Origin of the sequence: Microbacterium sp. (assembly GCF_051860965.1) — a bacterium.
Classification (GTDB): domain Bacteria; phylum Actinomycetota; class Actinomycetes; order Actinomycetales; family Microbacteriaceae; genus Microbacterium.
Genome location: NZ_JBIMKU010000006.1, coordinates 266,432 through 288,440, shown reverse-complemented (window position 1 = coordinate 288,440; position 22,009 = coordinate 266,432). Strand labels below are relative to the sequence as shown.

The 22,009-nt window shown below is 69.3% G+C and carries 18 protein-coding genes; 8 read left to right on the top strand and 10 right to left on the bottom strand.

What is annotated here, in order from left to right:
- Positions 1-83: 83 nt before the first annotated feature.
- A complete protein-coding gene (locus tag ACTIFV_RS13800; RefSeq protein ID WP_439593359.1) occupies positions 84-308 on the bottom strand; it encodes a DUF7455 domain-containing protein in 225 nt (74 codons plus the stop codon).
- Between the two features lie 169 nt (positions 309-477).
- Here ACTIFV_RS13800 and ACTIFV_RS13795 point away from each other — a divergent pair, with 169 nt between their 5' ends.
- Positions 478-2,547 carry a DNA gyrase/topoisomerase IV subunit B gene (locus tag ACTIFV_RS13795; RefSeq protein WP_439593358.1) on the top strand — a complete coding sequence of 690 codons (2,070 nt, stop codon included), beginning with the start codon at positions 478-480 and terminating at the stop codon, positions 2,545-2,547.
- Between the two features lie 3 nt (positions 2,548-2,550).
- On the opposite strand, the gene ACTIFV_RS13790 is transcribed toward ACTIFV_RS13795, so the two are convergent.
- Positions 2,551-3,192, bottom strand: a complete 642-nt coding sequence (locus tag ACTIFV_RS13790) for a nitroreductase family protein (protein ID WP_439593357.1) — start codon at positions 3,190-3,192, stop codon at positions 2,551-2,553.
- Between the two features lie 191 nt (positions 3,193-3,383).
- A complete protein-coding gene (locus ACTIFV_RS13785; RefSeq protein WP_439593356.1) occupies positions 3,384-5,846 on the bottom strand; it encodes a DNA gyrase/topoisomerase IV subunit A in 2,463 nt (820 codons plus the stop codon).
- Between the two features lie 68 nt (positions 5,847-5,914).
- On the opposite strand from ACTIFV_RS13785, the gene ACTIFV_RS13780 reads away from it, so the two are divergent.
- Positions 5,915-7,024, top strand: coding sequence for an alkaline phosphatase family protein (locus tag ACTIFV_RS13780; protein ID WP_439593355.1), 1,110 nt, complete (start codon positions 5,915-5,917; stop codon positions 7,022-7,024).
- 4 nt (positions 7,025-7,028) lie between these two features.
- Here ACTIFV_RS13780 and sepH read toward each other — a convergent pair whose 3' ends face one another.
- On the bottom strand, positions 7,029-8,075 hold the full coding sequence (sepH, locus tag ACTIFV_RS13775) for a septation protein SepH (protein WP_439593354.1): 1,047 nt from the start codon (positions 8,073-8,075) through the stop codon (positions 7,029-7,031).
- 213 nt (positions 8,076-8,288) lie between these two features.
- On the opposite strand from sepH, the gene ACTIFV_RS13770 reads away from it, so the two are divergent.
- Positions 8,289-8,582 carry a DUF4193 domain-containing protein gene (locus ACTIFV_RS13770; RefSeq protein ID WP_439593353.1) on the top strand — a complete coding sequence of 98 codons (294 nt, stop codon included), beginning with the start codon at positions 8,289-8,291 and terminating at the stop codon, positions 8,580-8,582.
- A 6-nt stretch (positions 8,583-8,588) separates the two neighbouring features.
- Here the strand turns inward: ACTIFV_RS13770 and ACTIFV_RS13765 are convergent, their stop codons facing one another.
- The gene (locus ACTIFV_RS13765) at positions 8,589-9,083 is read right to left on the bottom strand and encodes a DUF3093 domain-containing protein (protein ID WP_439593352.1); all 495 of its coding nucleotides are present in this window, start codon (positions 9,081-9,083) and stop codon (positions 8,589-8,591) included.
- A gap of 12 nt (positions 9,084-9,095) precedes the next feature.
- Here ACTIFV_RS13765 and dut point away from each other — a divergent pair, with 12 nt between their 5' ends.
- The 5 genes from dut (at position 9,096) to dxs (ending at position 15,909) form a co-directional block, all read left to right on the top strand.
- Positions 9,096-9,548, top strand: a complete 453-nt coding sequence (dut, locus tag ACTIFV_RS13760) for a dUTP diphosphatase (protein WP_439593351.1) — start codon at positions 9,096-9,098, stop codon at positions 9,546-9,548.
- A complete protein-coding gene (locus tag ACTIFV_RS13755) occupies positions 9,545-10,150 on the top strand; it encodes a DUF3710 domain-containing protein (RefSeq protein WP_439593350.1) in 606 nt (201 codons plus the stop codon). The genes dut and ACTIFV_RS13755 overlap by 4 nt, the downstream gene beginning before the upstream one ends.
- Positions 10,147-10,908, top strand: coding sequence for a DUF3159 domain-containing protein (locus tag ACTIFV_RS13750; RefSeq protein WP_439593349.1), 762 nt, complete (start codon positions 10,147-10,149; stop codon positions 10,906-10,908). Before ACTIFV_RS13755 ends, ACTIFV_RS13750 begins: the two co-directional genes overlap by 4 nt.
- A gap of 139 nt (positions 10,909-11,047) precedes the next feature.
- Complete coding sequence (locus ACTIFV_RS13745; protein WP_439593348.1) at positions 11,048-13,882, top strand: aconitate hydratase; 2,835 nt, start codon at positions 11,048-11,050, stop codon at positions 13,880-13,882.
- Between the two features lie 86 nt (positions 13,883-13,968).
- Positions 13,969-15,909 (top strand): 1-deoxy-D-xylulose-5-phosphate synthase, encoded by a 1,941-nt coding sequence (gene dxs, locus ACTIFV_RS13740; RefSeq protein WP_439593347.1) that lies wholly within the window; start codon positions 13,969-13,971, stop codon positions 15,907-15,909.
- 3 nt (positions 15,910-15,912) lie between these two features.
- On the opposite strand, the gene ACTIFV_RS13735 is transcribed toward dxs, so the two are convergent.
- The 5 genes from ACTIFV_RS13735 to ACTIFV_RS13715 all read right to left on the bottom strand — a co-directional run bounded on the left by ACTIFV_RS13735 (position 15,913) and on the right by ACTIFV_RS13715 (position 21,994).
- Entirely contained in the window at positions 15,913-16,632 is a 720-nt protein-coding gene (locus ACTIFV_RS13735; protein ID WP_439593346.1) for an SPFH domain-containing protein, read from the bottom strand.
- A gap of 151 nt (positions 16,633-16,783) precedes the next feature.
- Positions 16,784-18,943 carry a 3-hydroxyacyl-CoA dehydrogenase NAD-binding domain-containing protein gene (locus tag ACTIFV_RS13730; RefSeq protein ID WP_439593345.1) on the bottom strand — a complete coding sequence of 720 codons (2,160 nt, stop codon included), beginning with the start codon at positions 18,941-18,943 and terminating at the stop codon, positions 16,784-16,786.
- Complete coding sequence (locus ACTIFV_RS13725; protein WP_439593344.1) at positions 18,943-20,148, bottom strand: thiolase family protein; 1,206 nt, start codon at positions 20,146-20,148, stop codon at positions 18,943-18,945. Before ACTIFV_RS13725 ends, ACTIFV_RS13730 begins: the two co-directional genes overlap by 1 nt.
- Positions 20,149-20,220: 72 nt before the next feature.
- Positions 20,221-21,420 (bottom strand): ribonuclease D, encoded by a 1,200-nt coding sequence (locus ACTIFV_RS13720; protein ID WP_439593343.1) that lies wholly within the window; start codon positions 21,418-21,420, stop codon positions 20,221-20,223.
- On the bottom strand, positions 21,413-21,994 hold the full coding sequence (locus ACTIFV_RS13715; protein WP_439593367.1) for a DUF3000 domain-containing protein: 582 nt from the start codon (positions 21,992-21,994) through the stop codon (positions 21,413-21,415). The genes ACTIFV_RS13720 and ACTIFV_RS13715 overlap by 8 nt, the downstream gene beginning before the upstream one ends.
- Between the last annotated feature and the right edge of the window lie 15 nt (positions 21,995-22,009).

The window sequence follows — 22,009 nt, the reverse complement described above, 5'->3', positions numbered from 1 at the left end:
CAATCACCATCGACCCCACACCGGGCTCGGAGGCTCAACCCCCGCCGAACGCGTTCACAACCTCACGGGGAAGAACAACTAGGTCAGCGGGCCTCGGCGAGGCGAGCGGTCTCGTCGTGCCACGACGTCGCGACCGAGCGGAGCTTCTCTTCGTACTTGCGGCCGTGGTGGGCGCAGAACAGGAGCTCGCTGCCGTTGACCTCGGCTGCGATGTAGGCCTGCGCTCCGCAGGAATCGCAGCGGTCCAGGGCGCTCAGGCGGTACTCGAGGACGGCGGTGTTCTCTGTGGGTGTCGAAAGCGTGTTCATGGTGGTGCCTCCTCGTACGTATCGAGCGTGCTGTGCAGGTATGAAATACAACCACGGCATTGTTTCGAGAATGCCGCGAATCGGTGTCAGTTCGCTCACCGCGTACGCGATCACTCCCGCCGACGTGTCTGACGCTGCTTGTCATTCGGCGCGGATACGCTTGAGGATTGTGACCGCTGAGTATTCCGCCCATCACCTCCAGGTGCTCGAGGGACTCGAAGCGGTTCGCAAACGCCCGGGGATGTACATCGGCTCGACCGATTCCCGTGGGCTCATGCACTGCCTCTGGGAGATCATCGACAACTCCGTCGACGAGGCGCTCGGGGGCTTCGGCTCGCGGATCGACATCATCCTGCATCCCGACGGCAGCGTCGAGGTGCGCGACCGCGCACGCGGCATCCCGGTCGACATCGAGCCGCGCACCGGGCTCTCGGGCGTGGAGGTCGTCTTCACCAAGCTCCACGCCGGCGGCAAGTTCGGGGGCGGCTCGTACGCCGCGTCCGGCGGACTGCACGGCGTCGGCGCGTCCGTCGTCAACGCGCTCTCGGAGCGCCTCGACGTCGAGGTCGACCGCGGCGGCAAGACCTGGGCGATGTCGTTCCATCGCGGCGAGCCCGGCGTCTTCTCGAACGGCGCCCCGGACTCGGTCTTCACCCCCTTCGAGAAGAGCTCCGAGCTGCGGGTCGCCGGCCGCGCCGCGAAGGGCGTGACGGGCACCCGCATCCGGTACTGGGCAGATCGGCAGATCTTCACGAAGGATGCCGCCTTCAACCTGCAGGAGCTCGAGCAGCGCGCGCGCCAGACGGCTTTCCTGGTGCCGGGACTCGAGATCGTCATCCGCGACGATCGCGGTGAGGAGGCCGCGGAGACGAGTTATCGCTTCGACGGCGGCATCTCGGAGTTCGCCGACTATCTCGCACCCGACGCCGCGATCACCGACACCTGGCGCCTCACGGGCACGGGCAGCTTCACCGAGACCGTCCCGGTGCTGCAGCCCACGGGCGCCATGGTGCCGACTGAGGTCGAGCGCGAGTGCCACGTCGACATCGCGGTGCGGTGGGGCACGGGCTACGAGACGACCTCGCGCTCGTTCGTGAACATCATCTCGACGCCCAAGGGCGGCACCCATCAGGCGGGCTTCGATGCCGGGCTCATGAAAGTGCTGCGAAGCCAGGTCGAGCAGAACGCGCGACGACTCAAGGTCGGCAACGACAAGCTCGAGAAGGACGACATCCTCGCAGGCCTGACCGCGGTCCTGACGGTGCGGATCCCCGAGCCGCAGTTCGAGGGTCAGACGAAGGAGGTGCTGGGCACGCCGGCGGTGCGCCAGATCGTCGCGAACGTCGTCTCACGCGAGCTCGCCGCCCGGTTCAGCTCGCCCAAGCGCGATGACAAGGCGCAGACGGCGCTGCTGCTCGAGAAGGTCGTCTCCGAGATGAAGGCGCGCATCTCGGCCCGCACGCACAAGGAGACGCAGCGACGCAAGAACGCGCTCGAGTCCTCGTCACTGCCGGCCAAGCTCGCCGACTGCCGCACGAACGACGTCGAGGCGTCCGAGCTCTTCATCGTCGAGGGCGACTCGGCGCTCGGCACCGCCAAGCTCGCCCGCAACAGCGAGTATCAGGCGCTCCTGCCCATTCGCGGCAAGATCCTGAACGTGCAGAAGGCCTCGATCAGCGACATGCTGGGCAACGCCGAGTGCGCAGCGATCATCCAGGTGATCGGCGCGGGATCGGGGCGCTCGTTCGATCTCGACGTCGCGCGCTACGGCAAGATCATCCTGATGAGCGACGCCGACGTCGACGGCGCCCACATCCGAACGCTGCTGCTGACGCTGTTCTTCCGCTACATGCGGCCGCTCATCGACGAGGGCCGCGTCTACGCCGCCGTCCCGCCGCTGCACCGCGTCGTCGTCATGAACCCGGGCACGAAGCCCAACGAGACGGTCTACACCTACTCCGAGCAGGAGCTTCACGGTCTGCTATCGAAGCTCACGAAGGCCGGCAAGCGCTGGCAGGAGCCCGTGCAGCGCTACAAGGGCCTCGGCGAGATGGATGCCGACCAGCTCGCGACCACGACGATGGATCGCGCCGGGCGAACCCTGCGTCGTGTGCGGATGCAGGATGCCGAGGCCGCGGCATCCGTCTTCGAACTCCTCATGGGCACCGATGTCGGCCCGCGCAAGGAGTTCATCATCGACTCGTCCGCGAACCTGAGCCGCGAGCGCATCGACGCGTAGAACTCACCAGCGGTCGACGTGCACGACCTCGTCGAGGGGTGCGCGATGGGCGGGACGGAAGTCCGTGCCGAGCGTATAGGCGACGGGGAGCAGCACCCCCTGGTGCACAGTGGAGGGGATGCCCAGAAGCTCGGCGATCTCGCGCTCGTAGGCGAGGTGCAGGGTCGTCCAGGCGCTGCCGAGTCCGCGCGCCCGGAGGGCGAGCTGCAGGCTCCAGGCGGCGGGGAGGAGCGATCCCCACAGGCCGGCCTGCGAACCCGGCTCGAAGTCGTCCCGTCCGCTGTAGATGGCGCCGATCACGAGCACTGGCACCTCGCCCATGTGCTCAGCGAGGTAGTCCGCGCTCGACGACACGCGCTGCTGGACCGCTTGGCGCTCGGGATCGGCGTAACCTCGCCCGCCGGACGCGCGGTACCGCGCGAAGGACCGCGCATAGAAGTCGGCGATGACGGCGCGCCTGTCCGGATCCGCGACGATGATCCAGTGCCACGTCTGCGCATTGCTCCCCGTCGGCGCCTGCACCGCGACCTCGAGCGCTTCGCGCACGATCTCGAGCGGAACGGGCCTCTCGAGGTCCAGACGCTTGCGCACCGAGCGCGTCGTCGTCAGAAGCTGATCGGGGTCGAGGGGGAGGAGGTCCGTCACAGGACGAGACTAGCCCCGCCGCGACGACGGGCATTGTCACCACATCGCGGCGCCCAGAGTACTTCATACGCACCAGAGCACCTAAGCCTCGCGCGCGCAGTCAGTGCGCTCGTGCGGGCGAAGTACTTTCGACGACTCGGAGCCGGATGCTCGGGCTCGAGCCGGGGCAGTGGGCGCAGGACCGAGGCCGGTCAGCCGACAGCGGTGCCGATCGCGGCGACGACGCCGTCGAGCGGGGAGCCCGAGGCGTCCCGCTTCGCGCCCGCCGCAGGCAGCGCACGCGTGGCGCCGTCCGCACCCACCGCGCGAGGCTCCGTACCCACCCACGCGAGCGTGAGGGCGTTCTCGCCCTTGAGGAAGCGCTGCGCACGCACTCCACCCGTCGCACGGCCCTTGGCCGGGAACTCGTCGAAGGCGGACACCTTCGCTGTCGCCGCATCGGCACCCGCGAGGGTCTCGGTCGAGCCCGCCACCGTCACCACGACGACCTCGGCCGCATCGGCGGGGACGACGTCGAACGAGACCACCCGCTCGCCCGAGGTCACGCGCATGCCGGCCATGCCGCCGGCCGACCGCCCCTGCGGGCGGACCGCTGCCGCGTCGAAGCGCAGCAGCTGAGCGTCGGTGGCGATGAAGACGAGTTCGGCGCCGTCGGGTGCGGGGGCCGCACCGACGACGCGGTCGCCGTCCTTCAGCGCGATGAGATCGACATCGTGCTTGTTCGCGATCTCGCTCGCCGCGACGCGCTTGACGACCCCCTGTGCCGTGCCGAGGGCGATCACGGGGGTGTCCACGAGCGGGACGACGGCGACCACGTGCTCACCGGAGGGCAGCCCGAGGTACTGATCGGCGCGCGTGCCCGCGGCGAGCTGGACGGAGTTGCCCGGGACGGCGGGGAGGTCGACGGGGGAGAATCGCACGATGCGTCCGAGCGACGTGACGGCGCCGAGATCGCCGCGCGTCGTCGTGTCGACAGCGGAGCGGATCGCATCGTGCTTCGACCGCCGCGATGGCGCGACGATGCCGCCGCCGGGCGCGTCATCCGTGAGCGCGGCGCGCACCATCCGCCCCGTGGCGGAGAGGAAGACGCGGCACGGGGCATCCGCGATCTGCAGATCGGCCGCCGCCGCGGCGGCACGCGAGCGGGGTGCGACGGGTCCACCGTCGAGCAGGAGCGTGCGGCGCGGAGTGCCGTAGGCCTCGGCCGCGGCATCCAGCTCCCTCGCCACCTGGGAGCGCAGCAGGACGTCGCTCGCGAGCAGCTCTTCGAGCTGGGCGATCTCTGCCTTGAGGCTGTCTCGCTCGGTCTCGAGCTCGATGCGGGAGAACTTCGTCAGGCGCCGCAGACGCAGCTCGAGGATGTACTCGGCCTGCGGCTGCGAGAGGTCGAACACGTCCATGAGGCGCGTGCGCGCCTGGTCGCCGTCGTCGGAGGCGCGGATGACCTGGATGACCTCGTCGATGTCGAGGATCGCGATGAGCAGGCCCTCGACGAGGTGCAGTCGCTCCTGCCGGCGGGCGAGGCGGTAGCGGCTGCGTCGCGTGACGACGCTCAGACGGTGCTTCAGGTACACCTGCAGGAGCTCCTTGAGCCCCAGCGTCTGCGGCTGCCCTTCGACGAGCGCGACGTTGTTGATGCTGAAGGAGTCCTCGAGCGGCGTCAGGCGGTACAGGTGCTCCAGCACCGCCTGGGGGTCGAACCCCGTCTTGATGCCGATGACGAGCCGCAGGCCGTGGTGTCGGTCGGTGAGGTCGGTCACGTCGGAGATGCCCTGCAGCTTCTTCGCCGTGACGGCGTCCTTGATCTTCTCGATGATCCGCTCCGGACCGACGAGGTACGGCAGCTCGGTGACGATGATGCCCGTGCGGCGGGGACCGAGCGACTCGACCGAGACCTTCGCACGGGTGCGGAAGCTCCCTCGGCCCTTCGCGTAGGCGTCCTTGATGCCGTCGAGCCCGACGATGATGCCGCCCGACGGCAGGTCGGGACCGGGCACGAACTCCATGAGCTCCTCGACGGATGCCTCGGGGTTGTCGAGCAGGTGGATCGCAGCGCCGACGACCTCGATGAGGTTGTGCGGCGCCATGTTCGTGGCCATGCCGACGGCGATGCCCGTCGTGCCGTTGACCAGCAGGTTCGGGAAGGCGGCGGGCAGCACTTCGGGCTGCTGGAACTGCCCGTCGTAGTTCGGGATGAAGTCGACGACGTCCTCGTCGAGGTTCTCGGTCAGCGCGAGCGCGGGGGCGGCCAGGCGCGCCTCGGTGTAGCGGGGCGCAGCGGGGCCGTCGTCGAGCGAGCCGAAGTTGCCGTGCCCGTCGACGAGCGGCACGCGCAGGGAGAAGGGCTGTGCGAGGCGCACGAGGGCGTCGTAGATCGGCGCGTCGCCGTGGGGGTGCAGCTTTCCCATGACCTCGCCGACCACGCGCGCGCTCTTGACGTGACCGCGGTCGGGGCGCAGCCCCATGTCTGCCATCTGGAACAGGATGCGTCGCTGCACCGGCTTGAGGCCGTCACGGGCGTCGGGCAGCGCCCGGGAGTAGATCACCGAGTAGGCGTACTCGAGGAAGGATCCCTGCATCTCGGTCGAGACGTCGACGTCTTCGATGCGGCCGTGGTCGGCGGGGAGGGAGGAGTCTGTGCGGGATGCGGGCATTGTGCGGAAGAGGCCTCGGTGACAGCGGGTTCGGGTGGAGGCCTGCCGCCTGTGCGAGACTGGCCCCGATGCCACTCAGCCTACCCGCGGACCCACCCAGGGCCCGGAGCCTCACCGGTGTCGTGCCACAGCTCTTCGAGGCCCTCGACGGACGCTCGGAGTGGTTCGCGCCCGCGACCTCCGCCGTCATCCTGCTCATCGACGGACTCGGTGCGGCCAACCTCGCGGCGCGTTCGGGACACGCGCGCTTCCTGTCGCAGATCGGCACGAAGAGGGATGTCGCCCGCACCGTGTTCCCCTCCACGACCGCGACGGCGCTCACCGGCCTCCTGACGGGCGCGCCCGCGGGAGAGCACGGCATCGTCGGCTACCGCGCACGGATCCCCGGCACGGATGCGGTGCTCAACCAGCTTCGCGGCTGGGACACCGACGGGCTGCCACTGGAGTGGCAGCGCGCGCCACGCCTCGTCGCGCAGCGGCCGTCGTTCGCGGTCTCCAAGGCGCAGTTCGCCGGCACCGGATTCACGCAGGCGATCATGGGCGAGGCGGAGTTCGTCGGCGTCGCCGACCTCACCGAGCGCGCCGAGCGCGCCGCGACGCTCGCGGCGCAGCATCCCGGGTCCTTCGTCTACCTCTACATGAGCGAACTCGACGCCGCCGGACACAAGCACGGCTGGCAGTCCGAGGAGTGGATCGCCGCATTGGAGAGGGTGGATGCCGCGGCCCGCGCACTCGACACGGCACTCGCCTCCGGTACGGGCGCGGTCGTCACGGGCGATCACGGCATGGTCGACGTGCCCCGGCATCGCCAGGTGCTGCTCTCGGGAGGCGATCGCCTGCTCGACGGGGTCGAGCTCATCGGCGGCGAGCCCCGCATGCTGCATCTCTACACCGAGCGGGGACGCGCTGCCGACGTGCGCGACGCGTGGGAGGCGTCCGAGTCGGGGCGCTCGTGGGTCATGTCCCGCGACGAGGCGATCGCCGCCGGGCTGTTCGGCCCCGTCGAAACCGCCGTGCGCGAACGGATCGGCGACGTCCTCGTCGCGGCGCGCGCCGCCGTCGCCTACTACGACGATCGCGAGGCAGACAAGGCGCCCCAGAACATGATCGGCCAGCACGGGTCGCTCACGAGCGACGAGCGGATCGTCCCGCTCCTGCGACTGGGCGCTTTCGCCTGACGCGTCAGTCGTCGCCCTTGGCGCCGAAGACGATCTCATCCCACGAGGGCATCGACGAGCGTCCCTTGCGGCGTCCCGCCGCCTCGGCGACGGCGACGGGCTCGAGGCGGGCGTCGTCCTCGTCGTCCGGCGTCTCGTTCTCGTCGTAGCCGGGCTCGAGCGCGTCGAAGAGCGCGACAGGAGCCGACGTGCGGGTCGGAGCGACCTCGTCGACTCCGGGCAGAGGCTCCCGTTGTCCACGACGTCTGCGCAGCGCCTCGAGAAGATCGGCCGTCTCGGCCGACGTCACCGTCGGTTCCGTCGCGCGCTTGATCGCCGCCTGCTGCACAGCGGGCGCGACGGGCGCGGGGAGCTCGGGCGAGTCGAGGTCGGCATCGGGGATGCGCCGCGGGCCGAACGCGCCGCTGTCGAAGCGCGAGTCGTCCTTCTGGGGCGTCGCCTCGCCGTTGCGCGAGTCGAGGGCACGCAGGCGGGGGATCAGTCCCTCGGGCAGCGAGCCCTGGCGGGAGAGCTGCGTCGCGTCGGAGTTCTGCGGCGACAGCGTGCCCCGCCGCGGGTCGAAGCCCCAGCGCGCGTCATGATCGATGTCGTTCGCGGTGAACTCGAGCTTGACGACCCATCCCGTGGGCTCCTTCCAGCTCGTCCACCGCTCGCCGGACGCGCCCGCCTCGGCGAGCTTGGTCCGCACGGCGGCGCCGAAGGTCGGATGCGGGTCGCCGTCGAGGTCGGTCGCCAGCAGCACCGGCACCGCGAGCGCCTGCCCGACGATGTGCTCGCGCTCCGCCAGGACGGGTCGCTCGAAGCGCACGACGTCCTCGACGCGCGCGCCCAGCAGCTGAGCGACCTCTTCGGCGGAGAGTCCCGCGCGGATGTGGGACTGGATCTCGCGCGGACTCGCACGATTGACGGGTGCCTCCGAGGCCGCGTCGGAGCGGCTCCTGCGCAGTTCGGCGCGCAACGACTCGTCGACGGGCAGGGCGAAGCGTTCGCCCGACTCGGTCGCAAGTATGAGCTTGTCGTCCTCGGTGGCGATGACTCTGAGCTGTTCCATACGAGGAGCCCTCCGATCCAGCTGTCTCCGCCCCATGCTGACACGCTGCGCACCGATCATCGGGAATATCGCGCGCGCGCCGCGAGTTTCACGCGGAGCACGCCCCGAGCATTTGCGAAATGCCCCGCGGTCATGCAAACTATCGCCGCCCAAGCTGGCCGAAAGCCAGGGGCGAACAGACTCGAGATATCCGGAAGTTGAGACGCTGAAGCAATGGCCACCGATTACGACGCACCCCGCAAGACCGAGGACGACAGCGAGTCGATCGAGGCTCTCAAGGAGCGCGTTCCCGACAAGCTCTCGGGTTCGGTCGACGTCGAGGACGCCGACAACCCTTCGGGATTCGAGCTTCCCGGTGCCGACCTGTCGGACCTCGAGCTGGACGTGGTCGTGCTTCCCCCGCAGGAGGACGAGTTCACCTGCGTGAACTGCTTCCTGGTGAAGCACCGCTCGCAGCTCGACCACGAGGAGAAGTCCGGCGCCATCTGCATCGAGTGCGCCGCCTGAGTCTCCCTACCACTTCTCCTGGACCGCTTCGCGGGCTCGCCGTACGGCAGCCGCGAGGCGGTCCGGCGTTCGGGACGACAGCACCCAGACGGGCGTAGGGTCGTCCGCGTCGAGCACGGGGAAGGCCGCGACGCCGTCGATTCCGCCGCGGATGACGTGCCACGCGCGGGGGTCGAGCTCGGGGCCGCGCGCACTGCGCGCCTCTTCGCCGGTCGAGATCACGGGATCTCCCAGCAGATCGACAGGAATGCGCGCCCGCCCGGCGCGCATTATCCCGTCCCGCACCTCGAGCGTCGGCGAACCGGCCACCAGCAGCGCCACGAAGCCGATACCGACGAGCGCGCCGACCACGAGCGCGAGCGTCGTGTCGATGGGCGAGAAGACGAGCGCCGCCATCGGTCCGCACACCGCGGCCGCGACGAGCACCCACAGCGAGGGGCTGAGCCGCTCGCGATAGCGGGCGCCGATCGGCGCCCCGACGTTCGTGGATGACATCTGCATTACCCTCGATGCGTGACCGAAACCGTGGACGTCCTCATTATCGCTCCCGAGGTCCCTTCCTACGCACAGCCCGGCGACGCCGGCGCCGACCTCGTCGCCGCCGAGAGCGTGCGTCTCGAGCCCGGCGCGCGTGCCCTCGTGGGGACGGGTGTGCGCATCGCGCTGCCGGACGGCTACGCCGCCTTCGTCGTGCCGCGCAGCGGCCTCGCCGCCCGGCACGGGATCTCCATCGTCAACTCGCCGGGGACGGTGGATGCGGGCTACCGCGGTGAGATCAAGGTCTCGCTGATCAACACCGACACCGAACACGCGTACCATGTCGCGGTCGGCGATCGCATCGCCCAGCTCATCGTGATGCCCGTCGCGAGAGCGACATTCATTCCGGTCGAGACGCTGCCCGAGAGCCTCCGCGGCGAGGGCGGATTCGGCTCCACCGGCTACAAGAAGGACGGAAACGTCGCATGACGGATGCCACTCCCACCCAGTCGGCCGGCGGCGACAAGTCGGCCATCGAGGACCGCGCGACGAACGGTCCGTTCGATGAGTCCGAGGCGAACCCGGTCCGCCCGTACATCGATCTCGGCGGGATCAAGATCCTGCCGCGCGAGGGCCTGAACCTGCGCCTCGAGGTCGAGGAGCAGACCAAGCGCATCGTCGCGGTGGGTCTGGACTACGCGGGCTCGACGCTGCAGGTGCAGCCCTTCGCCGCTCCGCGTACGACGGGCCTGTGGGACGAGACGCGCGAGCAGATCAAGCAGCAGGTGCGCCAGCAGGGCGGCCGTGTCGAGGAGCGCCAGGGTCCGCTCGGCCCCGAGCTCCTCGCCGAGGTGCCGGTCGTCGCGGGGCCTGACAGCACCGCCGGCAAGCGCCTCGCGCGCTTCGTCGGGGTCGACGGACCGCGCTGGTTCCTGCGCGGAGTCATCGGCGGAGCGGCGACGGCGGATGTGGATGCCGCGGCGAAGGTCGAGGACCTCTTCCGCTCGATCGTCGTGGTGCGTGGCGGCACGCCGATGCCTCCGCGCGACCTCATTCCGCTCCGGATGCCCGCGACTCCGGGAACAGCGTGAGCGATCGGCCCGACCTGACGCCCCCGGAGCCGGAGCAGCCGTCGGCGTCCGAGGTCCTGGGAGCCGCGCTGAGCGGCGCCGCGCGCCGCGCCGGGCTCGACCCGGCCGAGGGCCGGAGCACGGGCCACGTCGTGTGGAGCGCGATCGGCGGCTGGCGCGGCATCCTCGAATCCGTCCTCCCCGGCCTCGTGTTCGTCGTGGCGTGGACGCTCACGTACGATCCCGCGACGAAGGACGCGAACCTGCCGTTGAGCCTCGGGCTGTCGGTCGGCCTCGCCGTCGTCTTCACCGCGGTGCGGCTCATCCAGCGCCAATCCGCGAACGCCGCGATCGGCGGTCTCGTCGCGACCGGCGTGGCCGCCGCGCTGTCGCTGCTGACCGGCCGCGGCGAGGACAACTTCATCCCGGGCTTCCTCACGAACATCGCCTACGGGTCGGCGCTGCTGATCTCGGCGCTCGTGGGCTGGTCGCTCATCGGCCTCGCCGTCGGCTTCCTCATGGGGGAGGGCACCGCGTGGCGACGCGACAAGCGCAAGCGCCGCGTCTTCTTCTGGCTCGCGATCGTATGGGCCGGACTGTTCGCGGCGCGCCTCATCGTGCAGGTGCCGCTCTACTTCGCGGGCGACGTCACGGCCCTCGGCACGCTGAAGCTGATCATGGGGCTTCCGCTGTTCGCGCCGCTCATCGCCGTCACCTGGCTCGTCGTACGAGCCCTCTATCCGCGCGCCTCGGAGCCTTCTGCTACCGCCTCGGAGTGATACGATTTATCTTGATATCAAGATAAATCGACCCTGCGGGATGGTTAGGTGATCCTCACTAGCCAGGCTGGCGATGCAGGGGAAAGATGGGGAACGCGCGCCAGTGCGCTGCGCTCCGCCGCCGACGAAGGAGACACACGTGTCCACGGTTGACAGCTTCGGTGCCAAGAGCACCCTGACGGTCGGCAGCACCGACTACGAGATCTTCCGCATCGACACCGTCGACGGCTACGAGAAGCTCCCGTTCAGCCTCAAGGTGCTGCTCGAGAACCTGCTGCGCACCGAAGACGGCGCGAACGTCACCAAGGAGCAGATCCAGGCGCTCGGCTCGTGGGATCCCGCAGCCGAGCCCGACACCGAGATCCAGTTCACGCCCGCGCGCGTCGTGATGCAGGACTTCACCGGCGTCCCCTGCATCGTCGACCTCGCCACCATGCGCGAAGCGGTGACGGCGCTCGGCGGCGACCCCGACAAGATCAACCCGCTCTCGCCGGCCGAGATGGTCATCGACCACTCGGTCATCGCCGACCTCTTCGGCACCGAGAACGCTCTCGAGCGCAACGTCGAGATCGAGTACGAGCGCAACGGTGAGCGCTACCAGTTCCTCCGCTGGGGCCAGACCGCGTTCCAGGACTTCAAGGTCGTCCCTCCGGGCACCGGCATCGTGCACCAGGTCAACATCGAGCACCTCGCGAAGGTCATCTACGACCGGAACGTGAACGGCGTCCTGCGCGCGTACCCCGACACCTGCGTCGGCACCGACTCGCACACCACGATGGTGAACGGTCTGGGCGTGCTCGGCTGGGGCGTCGGCGGCATCGAGGCCGAGGCCGCGATGCTGGGCCAGCCCGTGTCGATGCTCATCCCGCGCGTCGTCGGCTTCAAGCTCACGGGCGAGATCCCCGCCGGCGTCACGGCCACCGACGTCGTGCTGACGATCACCGACATGCTGCGCAAGCACGGCGTGGTCGGCAAGTTCGTCGAGTTCTACGGCGCGGGCGTGGCATCCGTCCCCCTCGCCAACCGCGCGACGATCGGCAACATGAGCCCCGAGTTCGGCTCGACGGCCGCGATGTTCCCCATCGACGACGTGACGCTGGACTACCTGCGCCTCACGGGCCGCAGCGAAGAGTCGATCGCTCTCGTCGAGCAGTACTCCAAGCTGCAGAAGCTCTGGCACGACCCGGCCCACGAGCCCGCCTTCAGCGAGTACATGGAACTCGACCTGTCGACGGTCGTGCCGTCGATCGCCGGGCCCAAGCGTCCGCAGGACCGCATCCTGCTGTCGAACGCGAAGTCGCAGTTCGAGGTCGACATCCTCAACTACGCCGACGCCACGACCTCCGACGACATCGTCGATCTCGAGTCGAAGCACTCGTTCCCGGCCTCCGACCCGGGCGCCGCGCCCGGCGACGAGCACGAGGAGACGCGCGTCGTCCACATCTCCAGCGGGGGGCCGGCGGCGGCATCCAAGCCCGTCAAGGTGACGACCCCCAGCGGCGAGTCGTACATCCTCGACAACGGCGCCGTGACGCTGGCGGCGATCACGTCGTGCACCAACACGTCGAACCCCTCGGTCATGCTCGCGGCGGGCCTGCTGGCGCGCAACGCGCTCAACAAGGGCCTCAAGCAGAAGCCGTGGGTCAAGACCACGCTCGGCCCGGGGTCCAAGGTCGTGACCGACTACTACGAGAAGTCGGGCCTCGACAAGGCGCTCGAAGGGCTCGGGTTCTACACGGTGGGCTACGGCTGCACGATCTGCATCGGCAACTCGGGTCCCCTCATCGAAGAGGTCTCGGCCGCGGTGAACGACCACGACCTCGCCGTCACCGCGGTGCTCTCGGGCAACCGCAACTTCGAGGGCCGCATCAGCCCCGACGTGAAGATGAACTACCTCGCGTCGCCGCCGCTCGTGGTGGCGTACGCCCTCGCCGGTTCGATGCACTTCGACTTCGAGACGGATGCCCTCGGCAAGGACCACGACGGCAACGACGTGTTCCTCAAGGACATCTGGCCGTCGACCGAGGAAGTGCAGGCGACCATCGACTCGTCGATCTCGCGCGAGCAGTTCATCAAGCAGTACGCGACGGTGTTCGAGGGCGACGACCGCTGGAAGAACCTGCCGACGCCCGACGACTCGATCTTCCAGTGGGACGAGAACTCGACCTACGTGCGCAAGGCGCCGTACTTCGACGGCATGAAGATGGAGCTCACTCCGGTCGCCGACATCCACGGCGCCCGCGTCATGGCGACGCTCGGCGACTCGGTCACGACCGACCACATCTCGCCGGCCGGCAACATCAAGATCGGCACTCCGGCGTCGAAGTACCTCGAGGCGCACGGCGTCCGCCAGAAGGACTTCAACTCCTTCGGCTCGCGTCGCGGCAACCACGAGGTGATGATCCGCGGCACGTTCGCGAACATCCGCCTGAAGAACATGCTCGTCAGCGCCGTGAACGACGGCGCCGTGGTCGAGGGCGGCTTCACGCGCGACTTCACCCTCGAGGGGGGTCCGCAGTCGTACATCTACGACGCGAGCATGAACTACCAGGCCGCGGGTGTGCCGCTCGTGATCTTCGGCGGCAAGGAGTACGGCTCCGGCTCGTCGCGCGACTGGGCGGCCAAGGGCACGAGCCTGCTGGGCGTCAAGGCCGTCATCACCGAGAGCTTCGAGCGCATCCACCGGTCGAATCTCATCGGGATGGGCGTCGTGCCGCTGCAGTTCCCCGCGGGGGAGTCCTGGGAGTCGCTCGGACTCGACGGCACCGAGATCGTCTCGATCACGGGTCTCGAGCAGCTGAACGACGGCGTCACGCCCAAGACCGTGCGCGTGACGGCCGAGCCGAGCGAGTTCTCGCCCGAGGGCAAGCAGACCGTCGAGTTCGACGCGGTCGTGCGCATCGACACGCCGGGTGAGGCGGACTACTACCGCAACGGGGGCATCCTGCAGTACGTACTGCGCTCGCTCGTCTGAGCACCCGTCGTCGAGGGGTCCGGGAGTTTCCGGGCCCCTCGACGCGTGTCCGGCCCTCACGCGCACCCCGCGGTTAGGATGAATCCATGGCGCTGCTTCCCACGATTCGCGAGCCGCGCGATCTCGATGCTCTCTCACCCGCCGAGCTCGATCAGCTCGCCGGCGAGATCCGCGAATTCCTCATCGAGAACGTCGCACGCACCGGTGGCCACCTCGGCCCGAACCTGGGTGTGGTCGAGCTCACCATCGCGATCCACCGCGTCTTCGACTCGCCGAACGATCCGGTGATCTTCGACACGGGCCATCAGTCCTACGTCCACAAGCTCCTGACGGGGCGTCAGGACTTCTCGAAGCTCCGCGCGCGCGGTGGTCTCGCGGGCTACCCGCAGCGCTCCGAGAGCGCACATGACGTCGTGGAGTCATCCCACGCCTCCAGCTCGCTCAGCTGGGCGGACGGCGTCTCGCGCGCACTCACCCGCACGGGGCGGAAGGACCGTCACGTCGTCGCCGTCGTCGGCGACGGCGCCCTCACGGGCGGCATGACGTGGGAGGCGCTCAACAACATCTCCGACGACAACGACCGCAACCTCGTGATCGTCGTCAACGACAACGGCCGCTCGTACGCGCCGACGATCGGCGGCATGGCACGGTACCTCAACCGCGTGCGGACCGCCGACGCCTACCGCAACCTGCACGAGGGCTCGGACAGCCTCTTCCGCAAGCTCGGCCCGGCGGCGCGCGCCGTCTACCGCGGTGTCCGCGGCGGCACGCACGGGTTCCTGTCGCGCTTCACGAACAACACCGAGCTCTATTCGAACCTCGACATCAAGTACCTCGGCCCCGTCGACGGCCACGATCTCCCCGCGCTGCTCGAGACGCTCGAGCTCGCCAAGGCGTACGGGGCGCCGGTCATCGTGCACGCGATCACCGAGAAAGGGCGCGGGTATCAGCCGGCGCTCGACGACGTGGCAGATCAGTTCCACGCGGTCGGCAAGATCGATCCCGTCTCGGGTGCCGCGATCGGCGGGGCGGGCTCCGACCCGGCCTGGACCGACGTGTTCGCCGAGGAGCTCGTGCGCATCGGCGAAAGCCGTGACGACGTCATCGCCATGACGGCCGCGATGCTGCGCCCCACCGGTCTGCTTTCCTTCGCGCAGCGATTCCCCGACCGTGTCTACGACGTCGGCATCGCCGAGCAGCACGCCGTCGCCTCGGCGGCCGGGCTCGCGTTCGGCGGCCTGCATCCCGTGCTCGCGATCTATGCGACGTTCATGAATCGCGCGTTCGATCAGGTGCTGATGGATGTCGCGCTCCATCGCGCGGGGGTGACCTTCGTCCTGGACCGCGCGGGTGTCACGGGTCCCGACGGGCCCAGCCATCACGGCATCTGGGACCTCGCGATGCTGCAGATCGTGCCGCACATCCGCATCGCCGTTCCGCGCGACGCCGAGCGGCTCCGCGAGGAGCTGCGCGAGGCAGTCGCCGTGTCGGATGCGCCGACCGTCGTCCGGTTCCCCAAAGGCAGCGTGAGCCCCGATCTCCCGGCCATCGAGCGGCTGGAGGACGGCGTCGACGTCCTGGTGCGCTCCGACGCCGAGGACGTCCTCATCGTGGGCATCGGGCCGATGGCGCACATCGCGGTGGAGGTCTCCGACCGCCTGCGCGCACAGGGGATCGGATCCACCGTGGTGGATCCGCGCTGGGCGATTCCCGTCCAGCCGTCGATCGTCGAGCTCGCGGCATCCCATCGCCTCGTCATCACCATCGAGGACGGCATCCGCGTCGGCGGCGTCGGCACCCGCGTGCGACAGGTGCTGCGCGAAGCCGGCATCGATACAGCGGTGGACGAGCTGGGCGTGCCCGACGAGTTCCTCGACCACGCGAGCCGTGAGCAGATCCTCGAGGGCGCGGGCCTCACCGCATCCAAGATCGCGCAGGACATCGTCTCTCAGGTGCTGGGAATCCGCATCCCCGTCGCGCGCCCCGCGCCGAGCGAACTGCCTCTGATCGACCGCGCGCGGCGCTGAGGCTCACCCCACCGAGGTCAGGCGGCCCGCGAAGACGGTCGGGATGGTGGGGTCCCCGTCATCCGGTGTCGTGTCAGTCGTGCCTCCGGACGTGATCGCCTGCGACAGCAGGTAGCCGTCGGTGAGCGCGTCGCCCGTGACCATGACGCTCAGCAGCTCGATCCCGCAGTCGCGCTGCACCTGTGCGGCGCACGCGGCGACGATGCGATCGGAGAGCTCGGCGTTCGTCGGCAGCGTTCCGCCCTCGAGCCCGTGGACGAGGTCGCGCAGGGCCGCGCCCACGATGTTGCCCGAGCGCTCCTTCGGATTCACCACGTCGAGTTCGAGCACGCGCAGGTCGTGGCCCGAGACGATCGGGCGCCAGTCGTACGATGCGTGCACGAGATGCTGGTGGCCGCCCTCGCCCGTGAGGCTGCGGGCGGGGAGGTCCGTCGAGCGGGCCCGTACGTCGACCATCCGATACCAGTTGAAGATCGGGAACGCACCATGCGTGCCGGGGCGGAGCACCACGACCTCGCCGCGCTCGTCGCCCCCGCCCTTCGCCTTGCGGATGATCGGCTTGCCGTTGCGGGTGCGGATCGCCGCCGAGCCCTCGTCGACCGTCACGAGGAACAGCTTCATGAGGGCCGGCACGACGACCAGCATGGTCAAGGCCGCCCCGCTCGTCTTGACCAGGACGCTGAGGGCGTTGCCGCTGAACAGGCTCGCGATCATGTCGAACATGGAGCCAGGATGCCCGGCCCGCGCGGCCCTGGAGCGCAGAACAGCGGACTCGAATGAAGAGTTCACCGATCGTTCGCCGCGTGTCGACGCCGGGTGAACGAAAGACGACGGCCCGGGCTGCGCGAGCCCGGGCCGTCGTGTCACAGCGGTGTCAGGAGGCGATGCCCTTGATGACCGGGTGGTGGAAGGTGTCGCCGAAGACGCGCTCCGAAGCACCTTCGCGGTCGAGGTAGGGCGATGCGCCGCCGTCGATGAACGGCCAGCCCGCGCCGAGGATGAGGCACAGGTCGATGTCTTCGACCTCGGGCACGACGCCCTCGTCGAGCATGATCCTGATCTCCTGCGCGAGGCCGTCCTGCACGCGCTGGAGGATCTCGGCATCGGACGCGGGCGTCTTGCCCACGGCGCCGTTCAGGACCTTCTCCGCAGCCTTGGACCAGCCGGTCACACGGCCCGACTTGTCCTTCTCGACGACCTCCGCCAGCTCCGCGAGCTGGTGGAAGTTCTCGTTCGCGTAGAACCGGTCGGGGAACGCGTGCGCCATCGTGTCCTGCACGTGGGCGGCGACCTTCCAGCCGACGAGGTCGATGAGTGCGAACGGCGTCATCGGCAGGCCGATCGGTGCGAACGCCTTCTCGACCGTGAGCAGCGGCGTGCCCTCGTAGACGGCGCGCGCCGCCTCGCCCATGACCTTCGCGAGCAGACGGTTGACGACGAAGCCCGGCGCATCCGCCGTCAGCACGGCGTTCTTTCCGAGTCCCTTCGCGACGATGAACGCCGTCGACAGCGCGGCATCCGACGTCTGAGGCGTCTTGACGATCTCGATGAGCGGCATGACGGCGACCGGGTTGAAGAAGTGGAACCCGACGAGGCGCTCAGGGTGCTCGAGCTTCTCGCCGATCTCCTCGACCGACAGCGACGACGTGTTCGTCGCGAGGATCGCATCGTCGGCGATGATCTTCTCGATCTCGCCGAACACCGTCTGCTTGACTCCGACCTCTTCGAAGACGGCCTCGATGACGAAGTCGCAGTCGGCGTAGAGGCTCTTGTCGGTCGTTCCCGTGACCAGCCCGCGCAGCTTGTTGGCGGAGTCGCCGTCGAGACGACCCTTCGCCTCGAGCTTGCCGATCTCGTCGTGGATGTAGGCGACGCCCTTGTCGACGCGCGCCTGGTCGAGGTCGGTGATCAGGACGGGAACCTGCAGCTTGCGCACGAACAGCAGCGCGAACTGGCTCGCCATGAGCCCGGCACCGATGATGCCGACCTTCGTCACCTTCTTCGCGAGAGCGCGGTCGGGTGCGCCGACGGGCCGCTTCGCGCGCTTCTGCACGAGGTCGAAGGCGTACATGGATGCCGCGAACTGATCGCCCGTCACGAGATCGGCCAGCGCCTCGTCCTCGCGGGCGAATCCCTCGGCCTTGGTGCCGCTCTTGGCCTTGTCGAGCAGCTCGAGGGCGGCGTACGGCGACTTCGGCACCGTGCCGATGCGCGATTCGAGCATGCCGCGCGCCATCTTGATCGCGATCGGCCACTTCGTGAGCCGCTCGATCTTGCCGGGCTCGTTCTTGCGCTCGACCTTGATCTTGCCGGAGAGCACTCCGTCGGCCCACGTCAGCGAGTTCTCGAGATAGTTCGCCGCCGGGAAGATCGCATCGACGATCCCATAGTCGAAGGCCTGCTGCGGCTTGAGCATGCGGTTCTGCTTCAGAGGGTTCGAGATGACCACCTCGAGCGCGTTCTCGATGCCGATGAGGTTCGGCAGCAGGTAAGCGCCGCCCCACCCGGGGATGATGCCGAGGAAGACCTCGGGCAGCGCGATGGCCGCTGCCGAGGCATCCACCGTGCGATACGTCGAGTTGAGCGCGATCTCGAGTCCGCCGCCGAGCGCGAGCCCGTTGACGAAGGCGAACGTCGGCACACCGAGGTCTTCGAGCTTGCCGAACACCTTGTGGCCGAGCTGCGCGATGAGCTTGGCGTTCGCCTTCGAGCCGACCTTGCTGATGTCGGACAGATCGGCACCGGCGGCGAGGATGTACTGCTTGCCGGTGATGCCGACCGCCTGGATCTCGCCGGCGGCCGCGCGCGCCTGGAGAGCGTCGAGCGTCTCGCCGAGCTGCGTCATCGTCGCGGGCCCCAACGTGTTCGGCCGGTTGTGATCGCGTCCGTTGTCGAGGGTCACCAGGGCGAGAACCTTGCCGGAGGCGAGACGGATGTCTCGCACCGTCGACTGCGTGATCACCTCACCGTCGGTGAGCGCCTGGATGGGGGAGAAGTCGACGTCGGCGTACAGGTCTGACACGGACTTCGCCATCACTTCTTCTTTCCGTCGTAGTGCGGGTTCTCCCAGATGACCGAGCCGCCCTGTCCGAGGCCCACGCACATCGCCGTGAGGCCGTAGCGGACGTCGGAGCGCTCGGCGAACTGCGCCGCGAGCTGGATCATCAGACGCACGCCGGTCGCGGCGAGCGGGTGGCCGAGCGCGATCGCGCCGCCCCACTGGTTCACGCGCGGGTCGTCGTCGGCGATCCCGAAGTGGTCCAGGAGCGAGATCACCTGGATCGCGAAGGCCTCGTTCAGTTCGAAGAGGCCGATGTCGCCGATCGTGAGTCCGGCCTTCTTGAGCGCCTTCTCGGTGGAGGGGATCGGTCCGATGCCCATGATCTCGGGCTGCACGCCGGCGAAGGCGAACGACACGAGCTTCATCTTGGGGGCGAGGCCGAACTCCTTGACGGCTCCGCCGCCGGCGAGGAGCGACATCGTCGCACCATCGGTGAGCGGCGACGACGTGCCCGCGGTCACGCGACCGTGCGGGCGGAACGGCGTCTTCAGCCCCGCGAGGTCCCCCATCGTCGTCTGCGGGCGACGGCCCTCGTCCTCGGTCGCGAGACCCCAGGCGCCGTCGGCGCCCTTGACGGCCACCGGCACGAGGTCCGGCTGGAACTTGCCGTCGTCGTACGCGGCCTGCGCCTTGTGCTGCGACAGCATGCCGAAGCGGTCTGCGCGCTCCTTGGTCATGTGCGGGAAGCGGTCGTGGATGCGCTCGGCCGTCATGCCCATGTTGAGCGCGTCCGCGCTCACGAGGCGCTCGGCGACGAAGCGCGGGTTCGGGTCGACGTTGCTGCCGTCCAGCGGGTGACGGCCCATGTGCTCGACGCCGCCGGCGAGGGCGAGGTCGTACATGCCGACGCCGATCGAACCCGCCATCGTCGTCACGCTCGTCATCGCACCCGCGCACATGCGATCGATCGCGAAGCCCGGCACGGTCAGCGGGAGCCCTGCGAGGGTCGCGACCGAACGGCCGAGGGTCAGACCCTGATCGCCCGTCTGGCTCGTCGCGGCGATCGCGACGTCGTCGATGCGGTCCGCGGGAACACCGGGATTGCGCTCCATGAGTCCGATGGTCGCCTTGACGGCGAGGTCATCGGAGCGGGTGTTGAAATACATGCCCTTCTCGCCGGCACGCCCGAAAGGGGTACGCATGCCGTCGACGAAGAAGACGTCCGAAAGCTCGGCCACTCTGCCTCCATTGTTTGGTATCCATCCAGCCTATGGAGGCGTCACGAACACGAGAAAGCGGGTGGCGGAAACCTACGAACCGCTTTCCGGCCCCTCGGAAGCGGCTTGCACGGAACCCACAAACGCATCCGCGATCGTCTGTGCGGTTTCGGCAATCTGCCAGGGGCGCGCGCCCAGCCCGGCGAGCGACTCGGCGATGGATGCGGCATCCACCGCCTGCGGCGGCGCCCACGCGACGCGGCGGAGAGTGTCGGGCGTCAGCAGGTTCTCGGTCGGCATGTTCAGCGCCTCGGCGCGTTCCTCGACGAGGGGTCGCGCCGCCTTGAGGCGTGCGTCCGCCTCGGGGTTGCGGTCCGCCCACGCGCGCGGCGGTGGCAGGGTGTCGCCGCCCGAGGCGCGCTCGAGCGGAAGGGACGTCTCGGCCCGGCCCGCTTCGATCGCCGCCCACCAGCGGTCGAGCTGCGAGCGGCTCGCGCGCCCGTTGAACTCCTTGAGCGCGGCGAGCTCCTGCTTCGTGGAAGGGTTGGCGAGCACGGCGGCGACGAGCGAGCGATCCGGCACGAGCCGGCCCGGCGAGACATCCTGCTCGCGGGCGAAGTCCTCGCGTGCCTGCCACAGCGCGCGGGCGACGGCGAGCGGTTTGCGTCCGCGGACCGTGTGCAGCCCGCTCAGCCGGCGCCACGGCTCCTCGCGCGCGGGCTTGGGCAGCCGCTCGAGGGTCGCCTGGAACTCCTCGGCCGCGATCGTCGTCTTGCCCTGCTCGACCAGCTCGGCGACGAGCGCGTCGCGGACGTCGACGAGATGCTCGACGTCGAGCGCGGCGTACTCGAGCCAGGACTGGGGGAGAGGGCGCGTCGACCAGTCCGCCGCCGAGTGGGCCTTCTCGAGGGTGATGCCGAGCGTGTCCTCGACGACAGCGCCGAGCCCGACGCGCTCGTGTCCGAGCAGACGGGCAGCGAGCTCGGTGTCGAACAGGGTCGCGGGGAGCAGGTCGAGTTCGCGCAGCGACGGGAGATCCTGGCTCGCGGCGTGCAGCACCCACTCCTCGTCGCCGATCGCCGCCTGCAGGGCACTGAAGTCCCCGATCGGGGGAGGATCGAAGAGGAAGACGCCGGCATCGCGGCGGAAGACCTGGATGAGGTAGGCGCGCTGGGAGTAGCGGAACCCCGAAGCGCGCTCGACATCGACCGCGACCGGCCCCGTTCCCCGTCCGAGCACGTCGGCAGCGCGCTCCAGCCCCGCCCCGTCTGCGATGACCTCGTATTCAGCCACGCGTCGACCTGCGAGCACCGAGCATCGCTATTCCTTCCGATCCGGGCGGCAGCCCTGCGAGCATGCACACGAGCTCGGCCCACGCCTCGACGTGCGCCGTGAGTGGGCCGTCCGGAGACCATGATGCCCGCAGTTCGATCTGCGCGCCGTCACCTTCCGCCGCGAGCGAGCCGAAACCCTTCGAGATCGTCTTCGTGGCGGTCCCCGCCGCCGAGTGGAACGCGGCGCTGCGAGAGGCCAGGGCATCCGTGAGCCACGCCCATGCGACATCCGCCACGAGCGGGTCGACGCCGATGTCGTGCTCGAGAGGCGCCTGCGCGAAGCACACGATGCGCCATGCGCCGTCCCATGAGCTCGGCGCCGACGGATCGTGGAGGAGGATGAAGCGCCCCGTGCCGAACACGGAATCGTCGGAGCCCGGCTCGGGGCGCACGTCACCCGCCAGTGCGAGGGACGACGGAGCGAGGCCCTCGGGGGCGGGGATCTCGCGCACCGTCAGGTCGTCGCGGAACTCCGCGGCGCGCACCTCATCGGTCGCGAGCGCGAAGGTCGCCGGAAGGGCGGGGGGAGGCATCCTGGCCACGCCGAC